The sequence below is a fragment of the Campylobacter sputorum genome, assembly GCF_002220775.1.
GTDB classification, from domain to species: domain Bacteria; phylum Campylobacterota; class Campylobacteria; order Campylobacterales; family Campylobacteraceae; genus Campylobacter_F; species Campylobacter_F bovis.
On record NZ_CP019685.1, the window covers coordinates 935,404 to 954,441 of the forward strand.

General features: G+C 25.7%; 11 protein-coding genes and 1 pseudogene. 7 read left to right on the top strand and 5 right to left on the bottom strand.

The annotated features are described in order from the left end of the window. The first annotated feature begins 5 nt into the window (after positions 1-5). From CSPB_RS08820 to CSPB_RS04730, 7 genes are all read left to right on the top strand, one after another. A complete protein-coding gene (locus tag CSPB_RS08820) occupies positions 6-299 on the top strand; it encodes a hypothetical protein (protein WP_227484221.1) in 294 nt (97 codons plus the stop codon). A 278-nt stretch (positions 300-577) separates the two neighbouring features. Beyond that, positions 578-1,420 (top strand): DUF4007 family protein, encoded by an 843-nt coding sequence (locus tag CSPB_RS04705; protein WP_089193354.1) that lies wholly within the window; start codon positions 578-580, stop codon positions 1,418-1,420. 10 nt (positions 1,421-1,430) lie between these two features. Continuing rightward, complete coding sequence (locus tag CSPB_RS04710) at positions 1,431-4,679, top strand: DUF6079 family protein (protein WP_089193355.1); 3,249 nt, start codon at positions 1,431-1,433, stop codon at positions 4,677-4,679. Then, the gene (locus CSPB_RS04715; protein WP_089193356.1) at positions 4,672-5,526 is read left to right on the top strand and encodes a phosphoadenosine phosphosulfate reductase domain-containing protein; all 855 of its coding nucleotides are present in this window, start codon (positions 4,672-4,674) and stop codon (positions 5,524-5,526) included. The genes CSPB_RS04710 and CSPB_RS04715 overlap by 8 nt, the downstream gene beginning before the upstream one ends. After that, positions 5,505-7,127, top strand: a complete 1,623-nt coding sequence (locus tag CSPB_RS04720; protein ID WP_151899142.1) for a hypothetical protein — start codon at positions 5,505-5,507, stop codon at positions 7,125-7,127. The genes CSPB_RS04715 and CSPB_RS04720 overlap by 22 nt, the downstream gene beginning before the upstream one ends. Positions 7,128-7,130: 3 nt before the next feature. Continuing rightward, a complete protein-coding gene (locus CSPB_RS04725) occupies positions 7,131-8,279 on the top strand; it encodes a hypothetical protein (RefSeq protein ID WP_089193358.1) in 1,149 nt (382 codons plus the stop codon). Continuing rightward, on the top strand, positions 8,280-9,140 hold the full coding sequence (locus tag CSPB_RS04730; RefSeq protein ID WP_089193359.1) for a hypothetical protein: 861 nt from the start codon (positions 8,280-8,282) through the stop codon (positions 9,138-9,140). It abuts the gene before it with no gap. Between the two features lie 68 nt (positions 9,141-9,208). On the opposite strand, the pseudogene CSPB_RS08825 reads toward CSPB_RS04730, so the two are convergent. The 5 genes and pseudogenes from CSPB_RS08825 to CSPB_RS04755 form a co-directional block, all read right to left on the bottom strand. Next, positions 9,209-9,868: pseudogene (locus CSPB_RS08825) on the bottom strand (IS1595 family transposase). 571 nt (positions 9,869-10,439) lie between these two features. Then, positions 10,440-10,790, bottom strand: a complete 351-nt coding sequence (locus CSPB_RS04740; RefSeq protein WP_089193360.1) for a hypothetical protein — start codon at positions 10,788-10,790, stop codon at positions 10,440-10,442. Between the two features lie 19 nt (positions 10,791-10,809). Beyond that, a complete protein-coding gene (locus CSPB_RS04745) occupies positions 10,810-11,937 on the bottom strand; it encodes a hypothetical protein (RefSeq protein ID WP_089193361.1) in 1,128 nt (375 codons plus the stop codon). Beyond that, positions 11,934-12,425: a hypothetical protein gene (locus tag CSPB_RS04750; RefSeq protein ID WP_089193362.1), complete on the bottom strand. Its 492-nt coding sequence runs from the start codon at positions 12,423-12,425 to the stop codon at positions 11,934-11,936. Before CSPB_RS04750 ends, CSPB_RS04745 begins: the two co-directional genes overlap by 4 nt. A gap of 2 nt (positions 12,426-12,427) precedes the next feature. Continuing rightward, positions 12,428-18,835 (bottom strand): two-partner secretion domain-containing protein, encoded by a 6,408-nt coding sequence (locus tag CSPB_RS04755; RefSeq protein ID WP_089193363.1) that lies wholly within the window; start codon positions 18,833-18,835, stop codon positions 12,428-12,430. Positions 18,836-19,038 lie beyond the last annotated feature (203 nt).

A 19,038-nucleotide genomic window follows, 5' to 3' on the forward strand; every position in this document is an offset into this window, starting at 1 on the left:
AAAATATGAATAAAGCTGATAAAATTTACCTTGAAAATACAAATTTAATGCATTTATATAAGCCAGATATTAGCAATATCAGAGAGATAATTTTTGTAAATCAGGCTGGAAATAGTGGAGAAATTTACTTTAGTAAAAGTGGAGACTTTAGAGTGGATGAGTTTGTATTTGAAATAGGTGGAGCTAAAAAAGGCTTTAGTCAGATAAAGGATGATAAAAACTCATTTGTAGCTGCTGATAATTTGAAAATTGGCTTTGGAAGTAAAATTCCGCTTTGGTTGTTTGGGTTAATGTATTAGAAAATTAAATTAATATTATGCTGTAATCTAGTACAAACTTATAAAATAAAAAAATATAAACCATGCCTTGTTATTATATTTCTTTGGCAATTGATTTATTTTCAATGTATTGAAAAAACAATTTTTATGAAAATTATGGTAGCATAACATGATAAATAGTTTTTAATAAAATTACTATATGAAAGATTGAAATATGCTACAATAGATGTTCGGTGTATTACAGCGTTAAGTAAAAGGAAATTTTAACAATATTTTTAAAAAATATAAAAAGGTAATATGTGTCAAAATTTAAAGTATCTTTTTCTGGTCATGATAAATTTGATTGTAAGATAGACTGGATTTCAAGGGGACTTGAAGCGTTTAGTAAAAATAGCAAATTATTTGAAATTTCAGAGTTTGAAAACTCGGTTGCAAAATTGGGATTAGGTGTCAATATGGTAAAATCCTTGCGACACTGGATGAAAAATTTGGAGCTTATAGACGGCAATGATTTAACATATTTAGGTAAAACAATTTTAGAAAATGATCCATATATAGAAAATACAGATATTTTGTGGATTCTACACTGGAATTTGGTAAAAAGCAAAGAAAAATCGACTCTATACTATCTATTTTTTAACAAACTATATCTTTTTAAATTTTCAAAGGAAGAATTATTAAATAGTATTATCGAATGGCTAAAAATTAATAAATACAGCTTATCCACAAATACCATTAAATCAGACATAGATGTTTTCTTAAGAATGTATAGCAGTTCAAAAGAGAGTAATTTTGGTTTGTTTAAAGAGTTAAATATCTTAGATGAAAATCGCGGTTTTTATAATTTAAACATTAGCTTAGCTACACATATAAGCGATAGTGTGTTTTTGTATATTTTAGTTGATTATTTAAACAGTTTTAAAAATGCCAACCCATCTATATCTATAGATGATTTGCAAAAAGGCGAGATAAGCATCCAAAAAAGCCTATGCATGAATGAAAATAGTTTTTTTATAAAAATAAATAATTTGGAAAAAATAACTAATGGCAAACTGTTTTACTCTGAAGCTTCGGGGATTAGGCAAATTTACATTCAAGAAAAGCTTGAACTTAAAAAAATATTAAATGATATATTAAAGTGAGATAAAATTTATGTTTAAATATAGAGATAGTGTAAAATTAAATCAAAAATTTAATAAATCGGTTAATATTATTTATGATGATGAAAATTGCCAAGACTATATACTTACCACATCCACTCTTAAAGTGATTGAGTACCTAGTGGGAGAAAACTCAAATAACTCTGTATCCATAATAGGTCCATTTGGTTCTGGTAAATCATCCTTATTGTTGTATATAAATACATTGTTAAGTGATACAAAATATGCAAAAATTTGCCTTGATAAACTAAGTGAGTGTGATAAAACAATTTACGATAACTTTGTCAAATATAAAAAAAATAAGAATTTTCTAAGAATAAAGATTGTTGGTGAACATATATCTTTCAAAACTCAGTTAAAAACAGCTTTATTAGAAATAGTTAAGCTTAAAAATACAATCAAATACCTAAAAGAAAACGAGAAATATCAAGTCAGTGTTTTGCTAGAAATTTTATTAAAAGAAGCCGATGAGCTTGGATATACTGATGTTTTGCTAACAATTGATGAGTTTGGAAAATTTATAGAGTATAGCTTAGAAGAAAGAGAATCTAATGATATTTTCGAGCTACAAACAGTTGCTGAGTTTGTAAATACTCAAAAAAATTTTAAATTAATAGTCTCACTTCATAAAACTTTTAGAGAATACAATGGTCTTGATGCATCTTTGATAACCTACACGGACTGGGATAAAATTCAAGGGCGTTTTGAAAATATCGTTTTTAAAGATGATTATTTTGAGATGCTAAATATTTTTAAAGAGAGTTTTTATGATAATAGCTCTACGCATATACAGAAAGCTAGAAAAACAGTTAAAGAAATATCTAAAAATCAGAGCTTTGCAAAACAAATTAGTCAAAAAAATACCTTAGAAATATTTGAGAAAATTTGCCCATTACACCCATATTCAGTTCTAATAATAGCTGAAGTTTTTACAAAATATTTTCAAAATCAAAGAACTATTTATTCGTTTTTATTTTCCGCAGAATCATTCGGGTTTCAAGAGTTTTTAGATAATGAATTTGAAAAACATGAGCTATATGATTTAGCAAATTTGTATGATTATGTCTCTTATTTATTAAAAATTTATACCATTTTGTTGCCAGATAGAGAAATTTGGTATTTATCCGAATATAGACTAAAAGATAGTAGGATAAAAAATAATATCCAAAAAGATATAATCAAAACAATCAGTCTTTTACACACATTTAAGTTAAATTTAACCATTATCCCAAACGACAAACAGATAGTTTTATCACTACTTGATAAGTATAAAGAAAATGATATAAAAGATAGTATCAGATATTTAGAAGAGCAAAATATCATCATTTTTCAAGAGCAGACAAAGTCATATTCGCTTTTAGAAGATTCAAATATAGATATAAATAAAGAGATGAAAAATTTTCTATCTCAAAATATAAATATGGATTATGAAAAGAAGATTAATCATATCATATCTAAGGATAGCATCGTTGCAAAGAGGTTTTTTTCACTCTATGGTTTAGAAAAAAGTTTTCAAAAAAAATATATTAGCACTGCTTTGAAAAACTTGGATTTACCATATAAAGTATTTTTACTTTCTACTTATGATGATAAAATTAAGGATATCTTGTATAGAAATGAAAAATCCGTAGCTATTGTTTTAAAAAATCATCAAAAATTAGAAGAATTAGTTAAAAAAATAGAAATTTTAAAGCACATTAGAGAGCTTCATAAGGAAAAAATAAGCAAAGATACAAATGAAATTATTAGTAGTATGATACAAGACTATAAAAACGCTTTTGAGGTTATTCTCAATAAAGACATAGAAGAAAATGAAATTTTATACAAAGATAGCTGTTATGTTTTTAGTCATAAAAAATTGCAAGAGCTATTAAGTAAAATAGTTGAGATAAATTTCAGCAAAACACCCATAATAAACAGTTACACTCTAAATCATACTATAAATAGCAAAGGAACAAACACAACTATTTTAAAAGCACTTTTTAAAAAAATGCTATGTGATTATGATAAAGAAAATTTAGCTTTTGAGAAATTTCCTGCTGAGAAAGCTTTATATTTATCTGTTATCAAGCCAGCCGGGATACATAAAAAAGATGGAAAAGAATATAAATTGTTCGCTCCAGATAGTTTGAATTTTAAATATATTTGGAAGAGCATAAAAGAATTTATAGACAAAAGAGTAAATTTAGTAAATTTACTTGAACATTTATCAAAAGAGCCTTTTGGGCTTAGTCAAACAAAAGCTCTTTTTGTGTCATCTTTGTTTTTTATAGTTCATAAAGACTCTATAAATATTTTTCGTGAAAACACATATATTTTTGACTTAAATATAGATTTATTAATGAACATGTGGAAAGCTAGTGATAAATTTGAAATTGAGTTTATAAAACTAAATAAATTCGAAGAAAAGCTTTTTGAAGGATATGTAAGAATTACATCTGATATAGCAGATTTTAGCTACTCAAAAGAAAATATTACTGCTGTTACAAGAGTGCTTTTTGGTAAATTTAATTTGTTTAGTGATTTTTCAAAGAATACACAAAAACTATCTAAAGAGGCTATTTCTTTAAGGAGCGTATTATCTTCTATGAAAGAGCCAAAAGAAGCCTATTTTGAATCGATACCTAAAGCACTCAGATATAAAAATATACAAGAAATTAATTTAGATGAGTTTATATTTAAATTTAAAAATGCATTTAATGAAATAGCACTATCTTATAAAAATTTATTAGTAGAATTAGAGAGTTTTATTTCAGATATTTTTTATTTAGACTCTAAAATTTTTCCATTTAATAACTCTTTGTCTAAAATAGCTAAAAAACTAAATAACAATGTAAATTTAGATAAAACAACAAAGTCCATTTTAAAGAGTTTTATTTATAGTGATTCTTTAGTTAAACTACTTGATTCTTTGAGTATAAATTTGATTAAAAAAGAGATAGATAAATGCACTGATAACGACATAAAAGAGTTTAAAAACAAGTTAAAAAAGCATTCTATACAAATTTTAGATAATTTAGAAATTACTGAGCTTATTTCAGACAAAAAAGATGTAAGAAAAATTTCATTAAACTTATTAGATAATAATTTAAATAAAATCATTAGTATAGATAAAGATAAAATAGTTAAGATAGATAACGAGGCTATAAAAATAAAAAAACAGATACCAAAAAACTATACAAAAGATGAAAAACTGTATTTAATATCACAGCTATTAAAAGAGGAGTTAAAAGATGAATAAAGAGTTACATGTAGTATCAATTTCTGGCGGAAAAGATAGTGCTGCATTAGCAATATATCTAAAAAATAAATACCCAAATATTAAATTTGAATATCTATTTTTTGACACAGGCGAAGAACTTCAAGATACATATGATTATTTAAGGGATTTAGAAAATTTAGCTGGTATTGAAGTTCAAAGATTAAAACCTAAAAAATCATTTAAAGAGCTACTGATGGAGCATAATGATTTTTTGCCTTCACCTATGGAGAGATGGTGCACAAGAAAGATGAAGCTAGAAACATTTTTAAATAAGATGAAAGAATATAGTGAGTATCAAATTTACAACTATATAGGCATAAGGGCTGATGAAAATAGAGATGGATTAGTGCCAACCCAGGAAAATATCACAACTGTTATGCCTTTTAAAGATGATGGTATAACGCTTGATGATGTAAAAAGGATTTTGAATGATATAGGGCTTGGACTACCAAAATATTATGATGCAATATATGATGAAAAATATGATATAGAATATTTTAGAAGTAGGTCTGGGTGTTATTTTTGTTTTTTTATGAGACAGATAGAGTGGGTTTGGCTGTACGAACAAAGACCAAAGGAGTTTAAAAAAGCTATGGAATTTGAAAAAGATGGATATAGCTGGATAAAAGGTATGCCACTTTCTGAACTTATAAAACCAGAAAATATTGATAAAATTAAAAAATCTTATAAAAGAATGGAAGAAATAAGAAAAAATCAACCTATAAAAAATGGAACTATGATGCAAGAAATGGAGTTTATATCAAAACATGATAAGATGATTTATGATATAGAAAAAGATAAACTTTGTACGATGTGTACGCTATGATTACTAAGCAAGAAAAAGAACTATTAAAACTATTTGATAAATACAAAAATGGAATGGTAGGATACCTTTATTCTAATATTATAGTACCATTTACCAATTTAGAAATTATTATAGAAACTAATCAAGATGATTTATATGATATATGCAATGAAGATTATATGGAGTTAAATTTATTATATGATACTGATTTGTCTAGAAAAATCAGTATAAAAAATATTTCAATACAAATAAAAACTCATCCAAAGAAATATTTTTTTGTTCTAGAAATTTTAAAAAAATATTATGAGTATTTTTCTAAAATCCCAACTATATCAATCGGTAGTAGCAATAGTGGCTGGTGCCCATATTATGATTTATTTTACAAGATTATGCTATCTAAGGATATTGGTGGCAGGTTAGATTTTTTTGAAGATATTATAAAACTAAATATTAGTAACATAGAACTTAATTTTGTTAAAAAATATTATGAAAAAATTTCATGGTTTGACTGGCAAGATTTTAAATATAAACTTAACTTAACATTAAATGGTATAAGCTCAATAGCCCTGCAAACCAAAGTTAGAAGATTAGCATATATTAAAATGATAATGGGATTATTTTATGAGAGTAATAATTACCCAGATAATGTATTTAATAGAAAAATAGAATTAGAAGCAGATAAGCGTAAGTTTGATTTATTATCGCACATAAACACCAAAGGAATTATAGAAATTTCTAGAACAGGAAATTCTCCTAAGGCATATATAGATTTTGCGATTTCTTTAAGAATGCTATATATTCAAAATAATAGATATGCTTTATCCAAATTCGGAAAAGTTTTTAATGTCCTTAGAAAAAAATTAGATAATCCTACGGATAATTACTTTATTTTACAATATTATGAAAAGATATTTTTTTTATTTTTTATTTTACAAAATGATAATTTTTACTTTTGGTCTTTACTAGAAATAATTTATATTCAAGGAAATAAAACAACTATTAAAAATTTAAAATCAGAATTTAAAGAGTATATTATAAAAGAACTTCGCTTTATAGTTGAACATTCAAAAATCTCCAATAAAGAAAAAATAGAAATGAATTTACAAATTAAAAAAATAATTAACTGGAAAGAATCTTATTTAGAACACATTGTTGAACCAAGAGTAAATTGGATGTTAGATCTAGATTTGTTAGATAAGGATGAGTTTTTAAAAAACAATATTATTTTATCGCAAAAAGGGCTAAAATTTCTTAGTGGTTTAAGCTCATATTATGATATATTTCAAGAGAAATTTACTATAGTAAATCAATTATTGTGTATGGATTTTTTTAGTTTAATGAGCGAAGTTTATTCTATAAAAGCATCATATGTGGATAAATCAGATATAATATTAGTTAAAAAATATATTGATGAGAGTTTTAGGCTGTTTAAAACCATGGCACCAAACAGAGTAACAGCCTCTCAAGCTATAATATATAGTTGTTTTTTGATGTTATTTAAAGAAGAAAAAATAATAGATCCTTGCGATATACAAAAATACTTAAGTGGCAAGGAAAACAGAGAGTATATTTTCGATTGGTATAAAACAGAAAACGATGGCTTTATAAGAAAAAAGGAGTAAATAATGAAATTTGAAAATTTAGGATTAAAAGAAAATCCATTCCGTTTAACACCACCAATAAATCAACAAGAGATAATATGGGCTGGAATGAAAGATGTAAAAGAAAAGATAGAAGACAGAATTAAAATTTCACTACTAACAAGACCTTCTAGGATAGTAATTAACTGGGGAAGTTATGGTAGTGGAAAAACTCATGCTGCACTTTATTTTTCAAAAACAGATAGATTACAAGAACTTGTAGAGAAAAATAATGTAGAAAAAGCTAAAAGTATAAAAGTAACCTTACCACGAACTTCAAAAAATATAGTTCAGGAGTTTTTGCGATCTTTTTTAGGGCAGTATTCATTGGAAGATATACGAGATGATTTTTTGGCTATTAGAGATAAAATAGGCGAAGATGCTTTGGCTAAAAGGATTGATGCTTTTTCAAACGATGGAATAATTGCAAATGTCTTTAAAAAACTTGTTGGAATTAATATAAAAAAACAAAAAGGATTATTTAATAACGAAGAAATTGATGATGATTTTCAACAATTAAAAAATTATATATATGGTGATAGTACAAAAGGTACTTTAAATTATTTAGGGCTTTCATATGGATTAAATAACGATGAACAAATAGCAAATTTTCTAGCAACTATTATTGGTTGTTTAACTTTAGAAAAAGAATACTATTCATCATTTTTTATATGGCTAGATGAATTTGAAGATATAGATACTCTTAGTAAGTCTCTTCAAGATAGATTTACTACTTTTTTAAGGCAATTCATAGATAAAACTCCTAACAACTTAACTATTTTTATAAATTTTACTCAAAAACCATTTATGTCTAGAGAAGATATGTCTTTGTATCTTGGTGAAGCTTTGACTACTAGAATAGGTGTGCAAATCGACTTTGCACCATTAAGTATAGAAGAAGCAAAAATATATGTAAAAGAGATGTTTAATGAGGCCTTGATGGAGTCAAAGCCTATCCCTATATCTGATGAAGATATTTCATATATACTTAGCCATATAGGAAATTTAACTGCTAGAAAAATCAACGAAAGTTTTTCTATAATTTTAGAAATGGCACTAATAAAAGAAAAAAAGACTATAAATAGAGATTTTATTAATCAAATAAAACAAGAGATTATCTCCTGGGAAGAGTAAGTGGTTTTTATACTAGATGCTTGCACGGTTATAAATTTATTACAAAACGATATTATATATCAAGACGATAATTATGAATTAGAATATGATTATTTAAAATTATTAAAAAAAGTAGGTTTAGACATTAAAATTGTAGAAAAAGTATTAGGAGAGATTAAAGATAATTACGATAAAAATTTAAACTCCTTGCAAGAAAAGTCTTTGATAAATACTTACATATCAAAAGAATTGCATAATGAGATGTTGGCAGTAGTGAACCAAAAAGATTTTGAATCTGCTTTGGAATTTACTAAGAAAACTACTAAATATGCTAAAGACAATGGTGAGTTGCACTCTTGTTCTTATGCATTGTATTTAAATAGATATAAATTTGATAGTTTTTTTGAAACATATTTTATTACAGATGATGATGGGGCAAAAAATGATTTTAGTGAATTTTTTAAGAATAATTTATTAGGTGAAATCATTACAACGGCTGATTTATTGTTAATTTTAGTTGTAAAAGGTGAAATTTCGTTAAAAAATGTAAAAAATTTTATACATAATTTAAAGCAAAAATATAGTTCCGATTTAGATAATCTTATAAATAGGGTAAAAAAGATTCAACAAAACGATATTAATTCTAAAAGTAGTGCTCTTTTAACAAAACTTTTGGAATTAATTAATAATCGTGAATTTGAAAAAATAAATCAAGAAATACTTTCTCATAAAGAGTATAAAAATATTGTAAAAAAAGATAGAAAAATAAATAATTTACTTAAAACAATTTCATCTAAGGATTTGAAAAAAGCAAAAACACTACAAAATAAAATCCGTAGTATTAAAGCCTATTTTTGGACAATAGATAGAATATATAATTAAATAATAAGCCATAGATATTTTATAAAAGGTTCAAGACAAGTTAAGAGGATTTTCTACTTCGCTTACGCTCATAGCTTTGCAAGAACTCTTATCAATTCTAATAAAACTTGATAGAGATTTTCTTTGTTGTTATATCTAAATTCACACTCCTTTAAGTGCAGTATAATTTATGCCTTTAAATTTACTTAGTTTGTGTTTGCAGCATCCCAAAAGTTTTCTATGCCATTTATATGATTCCTAGTATTTACAAACTCATCCTTACAGTGTTTTACTTCGTAATGTTCTTTAGCACCATAATCAACCAAGCCCATCATAAGCTTTCTAGCTATCTAAATAAATTACACTCTTACCTAGATTACTAAACTCTTTTAAAATAGACAATAACTCTTTACTAGAACAGTTTAAAACTTGTGTATAAACCTTGCCATCTCTTTTTAACATTCCAAATACTGATGTTTTATTAGCACCTATACCTTTTTTGTCTCTTACTCTTTTAGCGCTTTTATCTATCCCTATTTCTCCACTAAATTTAGATATTTTTTCATATTCGTTCATCATTAAATTCTGATTTGCTTAAATATTTTTCCCACTGTTTTTTCTCAAATTTCTGTTAATTTAGATATTTTAACTGCTTATATATTAAGACAAAAATATTTCAAAATTTCACGAAATTTGTTTTCTGAAAATCTGGAACGATACAAATACTTGTTTTTCATAGGTAAAATCATAACTTAAAGCTCTTTATTTATAGTTTAAATTCCATTGGGTCTAGATTTAATATATTTATATGGTGCAACAAGCTATAATAGCTTAAGTTATTATAGCTTAGAATTTTTAAGCATTTAGTGCTTTAAACAATAGTTACCTAAAAAGTTACCGATTAATTAAAATAAGGCTTTCTTAATTGGAGCTAATTCCGATATATTAGTAGCTTTAGGCTTTTTAGTATTAGTCTTGGTGACCCACCACTTTATACTTTTCACCTACTTGTATATCTTTTAAAGAGTAATTATGTTTAAGATAGCATTTTGAATATTTTTTAAGTTATCTTGTATAAATAAAGTATCTGAAATTAAAATAATAATTTTCAAGTAAAATTCCTAAAAATATAAAATCTAAGCTTGTTTATATTTACAACACTTTTTACCCTATAATATTACCCAGTCTATAACCTTTTGTGCCTTATTCATCTCTGTTTGTTAAATTTCATAAACACATCTTACATTTTGTGATAAATTTATATTTAGTGATAAAATAAGTGTAAATTTAAATATGTTTGGGAATTTATATTTCATAAATTTATACTTCAAATTTTATCCATTTTTTAAAATATTTTTTATTATTGACAATTTCATTAACTAAATTCTTAGCCCATACTTCATCAAATAATTCATATTGGATATTTAAAAATTTTATCATTATTAAAAAACTTTCTTTTAAGGTGAGTTTTGTAGAATTTGAAATTTTACTAGCACTTATAATCCATTGATTATATAAATCTTCATCACCAGCATTTTCACCAATCCAAATTTCTGGCGACATTCCACCTAAAAATCCGCCCAAATCATCATCTAAATTCTGAAAATACAAATCACTTAAAAATTTATATGAGTAAATATATGCTTCATTTATAGTTAAATATTTTTTCATATTTATTTCCAATTCGGTCTTATTGGAGATGATAGACCAGTTTCTGAATTAAAATTTTTGGTGTTTTATTTATTCCGCCGTTGATAATTTGTCCATTTCTAGTTTGCGTCCAAACCTGCTCTCCGTTATCTAAAAGTTTTGAACTCCATGTATTGCCAAATTTATCTTTACCTAAAACTAATTTTGTATCATTTGCAACATTCATCAAAAGTTCTCTATTTTGTGGTGTGTCTATAACATGCCCATCTCGTGTTCCAAATATTTTTTTAGCCTTGTTGTTGGTTATAATATTTACTATATTTTTTTCACTATTTTTGTTAAATTTTCCAATTCTCCCCATAGGTATAAACACTAAACTATCATCACTTAAACCTTGTGGAGTGTTTGGATTGTAGAAATGATTATAAAATTGTTCATCTGTAGCACTAAAGAAATCAGTTGGTGTAAAGTTTTCTTTGTAGTGGTCTGTAAATTTTAATCCTTGTGAATTTTGATATATAAAACTTTTTGCTATATTTATCTCATCTTTATTAAAGTCTGTTTTACCAAAGAAATTTAATATATTAAATATACCATTATCTTTAGCATCAACTATATATTTACCTGATAAAAGAAGTAAGTCTCTTGCTTGTTGTTCTGATAGATCTTTGTTTGTTATATCTTTATAGTATTTTATAAAATCTTTAGCGTTATTTTGTAAAAATTTCTCTTCATCTTTATGAAGTTGTCTATTAAATAGTTCTGAACTAGTAGCTAAGTTATATCCTTGATTAGCTCCTACTTCATCATTTATTATAGCTCCACTTATAATTCCTATTAGTTGTGAAGATAGAAGTTGTTCTTCTTTGTTTAAATTAGTGCTTAATGGTCTTAAGATTTCTGTTATTCCTGATATTAATGCTCCTTCTTTAAAGCTATCTCCTTTAATAGCATTTATACTTCCACCTACTATTGAGTGAATTAGTGTTTTAGATATACTTCCATCTTGTGAGTTTGATACTAATCCTAAATCTCCAGCTTGTTTGAATAGATAATTGCTTGTTTGTGGTAAATATAAATTTGCTAGTAATGGTTTTATACTTAGAGATAAAATAAGTATAAATTTAAATATGTTTGGGAATTTATATTTCATAAATTTATACTTCAAATTTTATCCTTGCTTTCTCTCTGAACTACTCTTTTTATTATATCTTTTTCTAGCTTTGGATAGTTTAGAAATATCGATTTCTTTATTTGATTGGGCGGTGTTTTATTTGCTTTTACTTTTATGATTGGTTTCTTTTTAGTTTTTATTTTTGATGGTTTGTTGTTTTGTTTATGATTTTTAAATACTATAAAAATAGTATAAAAAGTAGCAAGCCAAGTAAATAAGCAAGGATAAATTAATAAACCATATGATTTTGTTATTGTGAAATAAATTAAAACAATAAAAACTACTAACGACATAATCATAAATATTAAAGTGAATTTTGAAAATCTTTTATGTTTGACACCAATATCTAGAAGTATCGACCCTAAACATACTCGAAAGATAAATAAGCCAAATATACAGAAAAATACCCAATAAAATACCGGATAATCTCTGCATATGCTACCCATATTTATAACAAACCAGTTATTAAAACCTTGTTTCATATCTATTCCTTATTAGTGGCTTGCTCTTTAATTGTATCAACCATTATTGAGTTTGAAATTTGAAAACCGCCTTGTCTTATAATATTCATCCAGTGTTTATCTATTCTATCTTGTAGTTTATTGTGTTTGCTTATGGTTTTTGCATTTTTTTGTTGTCTTCTTAATTCATCAATAGCTTTAATAGAATATTGTATATTGTTTTTTGTCTCCAAAATTCTAGGTATTGTTATAGCTCCAGCCACACCACTAAATACAATACTATCGTAATCTAAACTTATATCATTAAAATTTACATATCCATTATTATTAATAACTTGAGTATAAATTTGACTTCCTACCTGCAATGCACCATCAAATGCCCCAGCCTCCAAACCAGTCTTTATAGATGTCTTAGCATTTTGATTTAAAAATGCTTTTGATAGAGTTTTTGTGCCTTGATTTGCTAGTAATCCACCACCTATTACTAATGCAGTATCAGTTGGACCACTATATAGTATTTCATCGCTACTCATTGGGGTATTTAGATAGTTTGATAAACCTATAGTTGTAATTGGTATAGCAGATGTAGATAATTTATCACCACTATTTTTTAAAAATACTTTACTACTTTCATAAGCCAATTCACCAACATTTTTAGTAGCAGTTGTTCCAACCTTATCCATAGGTATAAACACTAAACTATCATCACTTAAACCTTGTGGAGTGTTTGGATTGTAGAAATGATTATAAAATTGTTCATCTGTAGCACTAAAGAAATCAGTTGGTGTAAAGTTTTCTTTGTAGTGGTCTGTAAATTTTAATCCTTGTGAATTTTGATATATAAAACTTTTTGCTATATTTATCTCATCTTTATTAAAGTCTGTTTTACCAAAGAAATTTAATATATTAAATATACCATTATCTTTAGCATCAACTATATATTTACCTGATAAAAGAAGTAAGTCTCTTGCTTGTTGTTCTGATAGATCTTTGTTTGTTATATCTTTATAGTATTTTATAAAATCTTTAGCGTTATTTTGTAAAAATTTCTCTTCATCTTTATGAAGTTGTCTATTAAATAGTTCTGAACTAGTAGCTAAGTTATATCCTTGATTAGCTCCTACTTCATCATTTATTATAGCTCCACTTATAATTCCTATTAGTTGTGAAGATAGAAGTTGTTCTTCTTTGTTTAAATTAGTGCTTAATGGTCTTAAGATTTCTGTTATTCCTGATATTAATGCTCCTTCTTTAAAGCTATCTCCTTTAATAGCATTTATACTTCCACCTACTATTGAGTGAATTAGTGTTTTAGATATACTTCCATCTTGTGAGTTTGATACTAATCCTAAATCTCCAGCTTGTTTGAATAGATAATTGCTTGTGCTAGTTGAGATGTTTGCAAGTAAGCTATCTTTAAAGCTTGTTTTAAATACTCCACTTTGTATAGCTGAGTTTGATAGGGTATTTAGTGTATCAGCATAACTTATATCAAGATAGTTTGAATTTATTATGTTTGAATTAGTTAGAGTGTCTATACTATTTATATATGAACTAGCATATGCTCCTAGACCTGCACTTAGAGCTGATTTAGTTAAAGAGTTAATATCAAATTTAACTTTACCATTTGATATAACCATATTTGTAGCTTGAAGCGATGCATTTGTTATAACTGCACTTGTAACTGCTGATGCTACGCTAGTGGTTGCAGCACTAGCTGACGCTAAAGATGAAGCTACTGCACTACCAGCTCCAGCTGTAAAATAAGTAACTACTGCTGTAACTATTAGTGAGCCTACTCCACTTAATGTAGTTGTTTTATCATTCCACTCTTTTGAGTTTAGAGTTGCTTTTATTTGGTTTATCTCTTTTTGAGATAGTGGAGTGTTTGAATTTGAGCTAAGTTCTCTTATGATATTTTCTTTTAAATTTTGTGAATTTAGAGTTTTAGAAATTTCATCTACTATTTTTTTATCAAGCTTTTGTGTTATATCTTGATTATTTAATATAAACTTATCTTTTACTTTAATAATAGCTGGAATTTCTATCTCTACTATCTTACCTTTATCATGGATAGTAGATGTTAGTAGTGCTGATTTAGATTTATATTCAGTTTTAGAGTGTGTGTCTTTAGATGAGATTAGATTTAAAATTTCAGTATTTATATTAGCAATATTTGTCTCTATACTAGATGCTATAACATTAATATCATTTGCAGATAAATTTATTTGATTTGTCTTAAGGATGGTTTGTTTTACATTTGTAGTAGTATCTGTTTTATTAAGGGATGTTTTAGATAATCCACCTAAATTTGATTTACTTGTTTGATTGATGCTTTGATTTGAATATAAAGCTCTAGTTAAATTTATATTATTAGCATCTATGTTGATTGTATTAGTGGAATGTAAATTTGATCCTAATATAGTTGTATTTTCTCCTGATATAAGAGATATGTTTTTAGCATTTAGGTTTGAACTATTTACATTTTGCAATAAGGTTTGAGTATATGTAGTTTTTTTAGATAAAAAGCCTTTAGAAGTTATTTTTGATTCACTATAGTCATTATCAAGGCTTGATATAACATTTATATTATTTTTTGCATCTATTGCTAAATTTTCACCTGCATATATGTTTGCGCTATCTAGTGTTATATTATTATTTGATTTTAGATATATAAAATCTTTGGCATTAATATTAGAACCATTGTGAAATATATAATCTCTTTTGTAATACCCTCCATTTGTTTTAAAATCATAATTACCTTTATTTTGCACTGTATTTACAGATATATCTGCATTAGAAAGCATAGCAATGCTCTTAGCTGAGTTAATGCTAGCACCATTTATAAATATATTATTTTTAGCATTTAGATATATATCTTTAGTTGTTGATGATATATCTGATTTTTTACCAATATCAGTATATGTATAATTGCTTTGCTTTATGGTTTTTTTAGATGATAGGGTTGTATTATAGATATCATTACTAGCAATTAAAGATATTTTATCACCTTTTATTGAGCTAGATAAATTTTTTATATTATTATTTGCTTTTAAAATAAAAGCTCCACTAGATGTCATACTTGCTTGATGATTTGTTATATTGTCTGCTTTTATACTGATATTTGATTTACTAGCTATAAAGCCATAGTTTCCTAGATTGCCATCTATATCAAGTATGATATCTTCATCAGTATGTATAATAGAAGCAAAGTTTGATGGTATGGTATCTTTTTGCATAATAGATCTAAAAATAGAATTTCTAAAATCATAAAAGCTACTAAGTCTATTATGCATATAATCACTATTTGGTAAATCTTGTGTATAAATAGCACTGTTGTTTAGATAATAATACTTTGTATCGCTTAAAGCTACACTATTTGATTCAAATTTTGGATGTGTTATGATGGTTTGGTTTGAATTTTTGTTTAAAATTTTAGTAGATGTATCAAATCTAGAAAGATAGTTTAAAAAATTGTTGCTATATGCATCTGTAAAATTTGGCTTATTTGTAGCAAGTATAGTGTCATTGTATGAGCCATTGCTTAGTTTTGAAAGTTGTCCTGTTATCTTACTACCTGCTGCAAATATAGCCGGGTATCCAACTTCTGTATAGTTTGTATTTATACTACCTACACTTCCTCCGCGATCTTTCCATTTGCTACGCCTCAAAAATCCCCTCTTAACTTTTTCTTGCCAAACATAATTTGCATTTGATGATATGGTGTTTGTTAACTCAAGTCCTTTGTTGGTTAAATTTGTTTTATAAAGCTTTATATCATTATTAGCATACACTATACTTTTATCATTTAATAAATCATTAACTATGAAATTTATATCACTGCCTGAAACAATCTGAGAACTTCTAAATTTTGCTAAATCATTGGCATTAATGTTTTGTTTTGCTATGTTATAAATTATATTTCTAGTTTTTTCATGATCTTTAATGTCGCTAGTATTTATGTAAGCTACTTTATTATCATAGTCTATTGTTATGCTATCATATATATTTTTACCATGTGCTTTTGTATCTTTGTATAAATTTATTACATAAAGATCTTGTGTAGAGTTTATAATCTTTTCTTTTAGAGTAGTATTTATATACTCATTACTTGGATTTTTGTAGTTGTTGTTTATTTTATAAGTTTTTATTATATCATCTCTTAGCTTACCTATGTCTTGTTTGATTTTTATCTTATATCCTCTTAAATTTATAGTTTTTGAGTTAGAATTTGTAATATAAGTTTTTAACTCATCTTGTGAATAATTTTTTACATCTTTTGCTATGATACCAATGTCTTTACTAGCATAGATAAGTGATGAGGAATTGTCTATAAGTGAGGATTTGTGATCTTTTGTTTTATCATTTTTAATTTTTAAATTTAAAACAGCTATGATATTTGAGCTATCTTTGTTTAATACCAAATCTGCGTTGATATTTATATTACCATTGCTATAAATATCTGAATTTGAAATATTATTAATAGTATTTGCACTAAAAGATATATCTTTTGTAGCATATATATTTGAACTTTTGTTAATAATCTCATTAGCATTTAAACTCAAATTTGCATTAGATACTATTTTATTAAAATTATTTAATCTAGCAACAGCAAACAGATCCATATTGCCATTTGCATATAAGATAGAATTATTTATTATGTTATTTGCACTTATGCTTAAGGCATTGTTTGATATAAACTTAGTATTATTTATAAAATTTTTAGCTGTATTTATGGATATATTATTCTTAGCATAAAAGCCACCATTATATACAACATTATCATCCTTGATATTTAAACTCAAATCACTTTTAGCTTCTAGTGTTGCATGATTTTTGTAGGTGTTGGTATTTATATTTAATTTTTTACCACAAGCTATTAAACTATCTTTATTATTTAAATTGTTTGTGTTTATGGTAAAATCACCGCCTGATATGATATTTGAGCCAATATTATCAAGATTAATTGATTTTAAGAAAATATCACCAGATGATAAAATACTAGATTTGTTTGTATTTAAAAGAGTGTCTGAAATTTCAAGGTTGATATCTTTGTTTGAATGGATATTTGAACTATTTTGAGTGATATTTTTTGCTTTTAAATTTATAGAATTATCTACAATGATATCTGAATTTGTATTAGAAATTTCATCAGTGCTTGTGCCAATATCTTTGATATTAAGTTTAGTGTTTTCATTTGTAATAGCATCTTTTATATCTAAATTTAATTCATTTGATAAAATTTTGGAATTATTATTTGAGATTGTATTATCTATAAGTATAAAGCTATGATTGTTTGAAGTTGTAGATAAATCTTTATTGTTAAGATTTGAGTTAGAAGATATATCTTTACCTATTATAGATAATGTATTTTTTAAGTTGCGTGCTTTTATATCTAGGGCAGTATTTGTTTGTATTATAGCATTAGTATTATCTAAATTATCAGCCTTTAACTTAAAGCTATTTGCACTAATGTTTGCAAATTTTACACCATTTCCACTATTTTTTATATTTTTAGCCTCTATCTGTATCTCTTTATTAGATACTATATCACCACTATTTATAATATCTCCATTGGAGTTTATTTTTATAAAGCTAGTTGCTATAATTTTACCTTGATTATTTACCCCAATACCATTTTTGGTACCTACTAGCTTTATTTTATTAGCATACATTCCGCCAAGAGATGAGCTATCTATAGAAAATTTTGAAGTTTTTATACTATTTTCATTATTTGATAAGATACTACCATCTTTGTTAATAGTATTATCTCCAGTTATTATATTTATCTCATTTGCGTGAATGTTTGCATTTATCTTTGCACTATGAGTTAAGATATTTAAATAATTGCTCTCATCCTTTAAGCCTCTATTAGTAACTAAAATTTCACCTTTATTAACTGCTATATTTTTAATGCCACCATTTTCATACTCTATATTTCCAGTTGTTAGTGTTGTAGATTTAGAGTTTATAAAATGTGTGCCATCTATATTTATACCACTTGGATTTGCTATTATTAAATCAGCTCTATCTCCTGCTATTTCTATATTGCCTTGTAGATTAGTTTTTTCATGGGAATTTACTTTATTTACTATAAGTTTAGCACTTTCTTTACTTAGTCTTGGGTTAGCTTGGATTTGTCCTGCTGTTAGGGTGTTGCTTCCACTTCTAGAGTTATTTAAAATAGTTCCGCTTTTAAGAGTATTAAACTCTAAATATTCATTTATAGATACACCTTTAGAAGTTGGCTTTGTTATGTCTATTTGTATAGCACTATTATTTGTATTTAGTATAATTGGTTGATTAGATATAGGAGCATTAATATCAGCTATTATATTAGCTAAAATAAAATTTGGAAATATAAGGGATAAAGAGATTAGGATGGAGAGAGGTTGGTTAAAAGTTAAAGATTTAAATCTTTTAAAAAACACCTATTCTCCTTAATTTATTATGCAATGATTTGGTATTATATCTTTATTTAAATAAAGTATTTTTAAAAGTTACATGTAAAGTTAAAATTTAATTTCAAAAAATTCTTTAATAAGAAAAGAAAAAGCTATATTGAAAAATTTCATATTGTTTGATAGTATTTTTTACTCATCTTTATTTAACTCTTTTTCTTTAAATTTCTTAA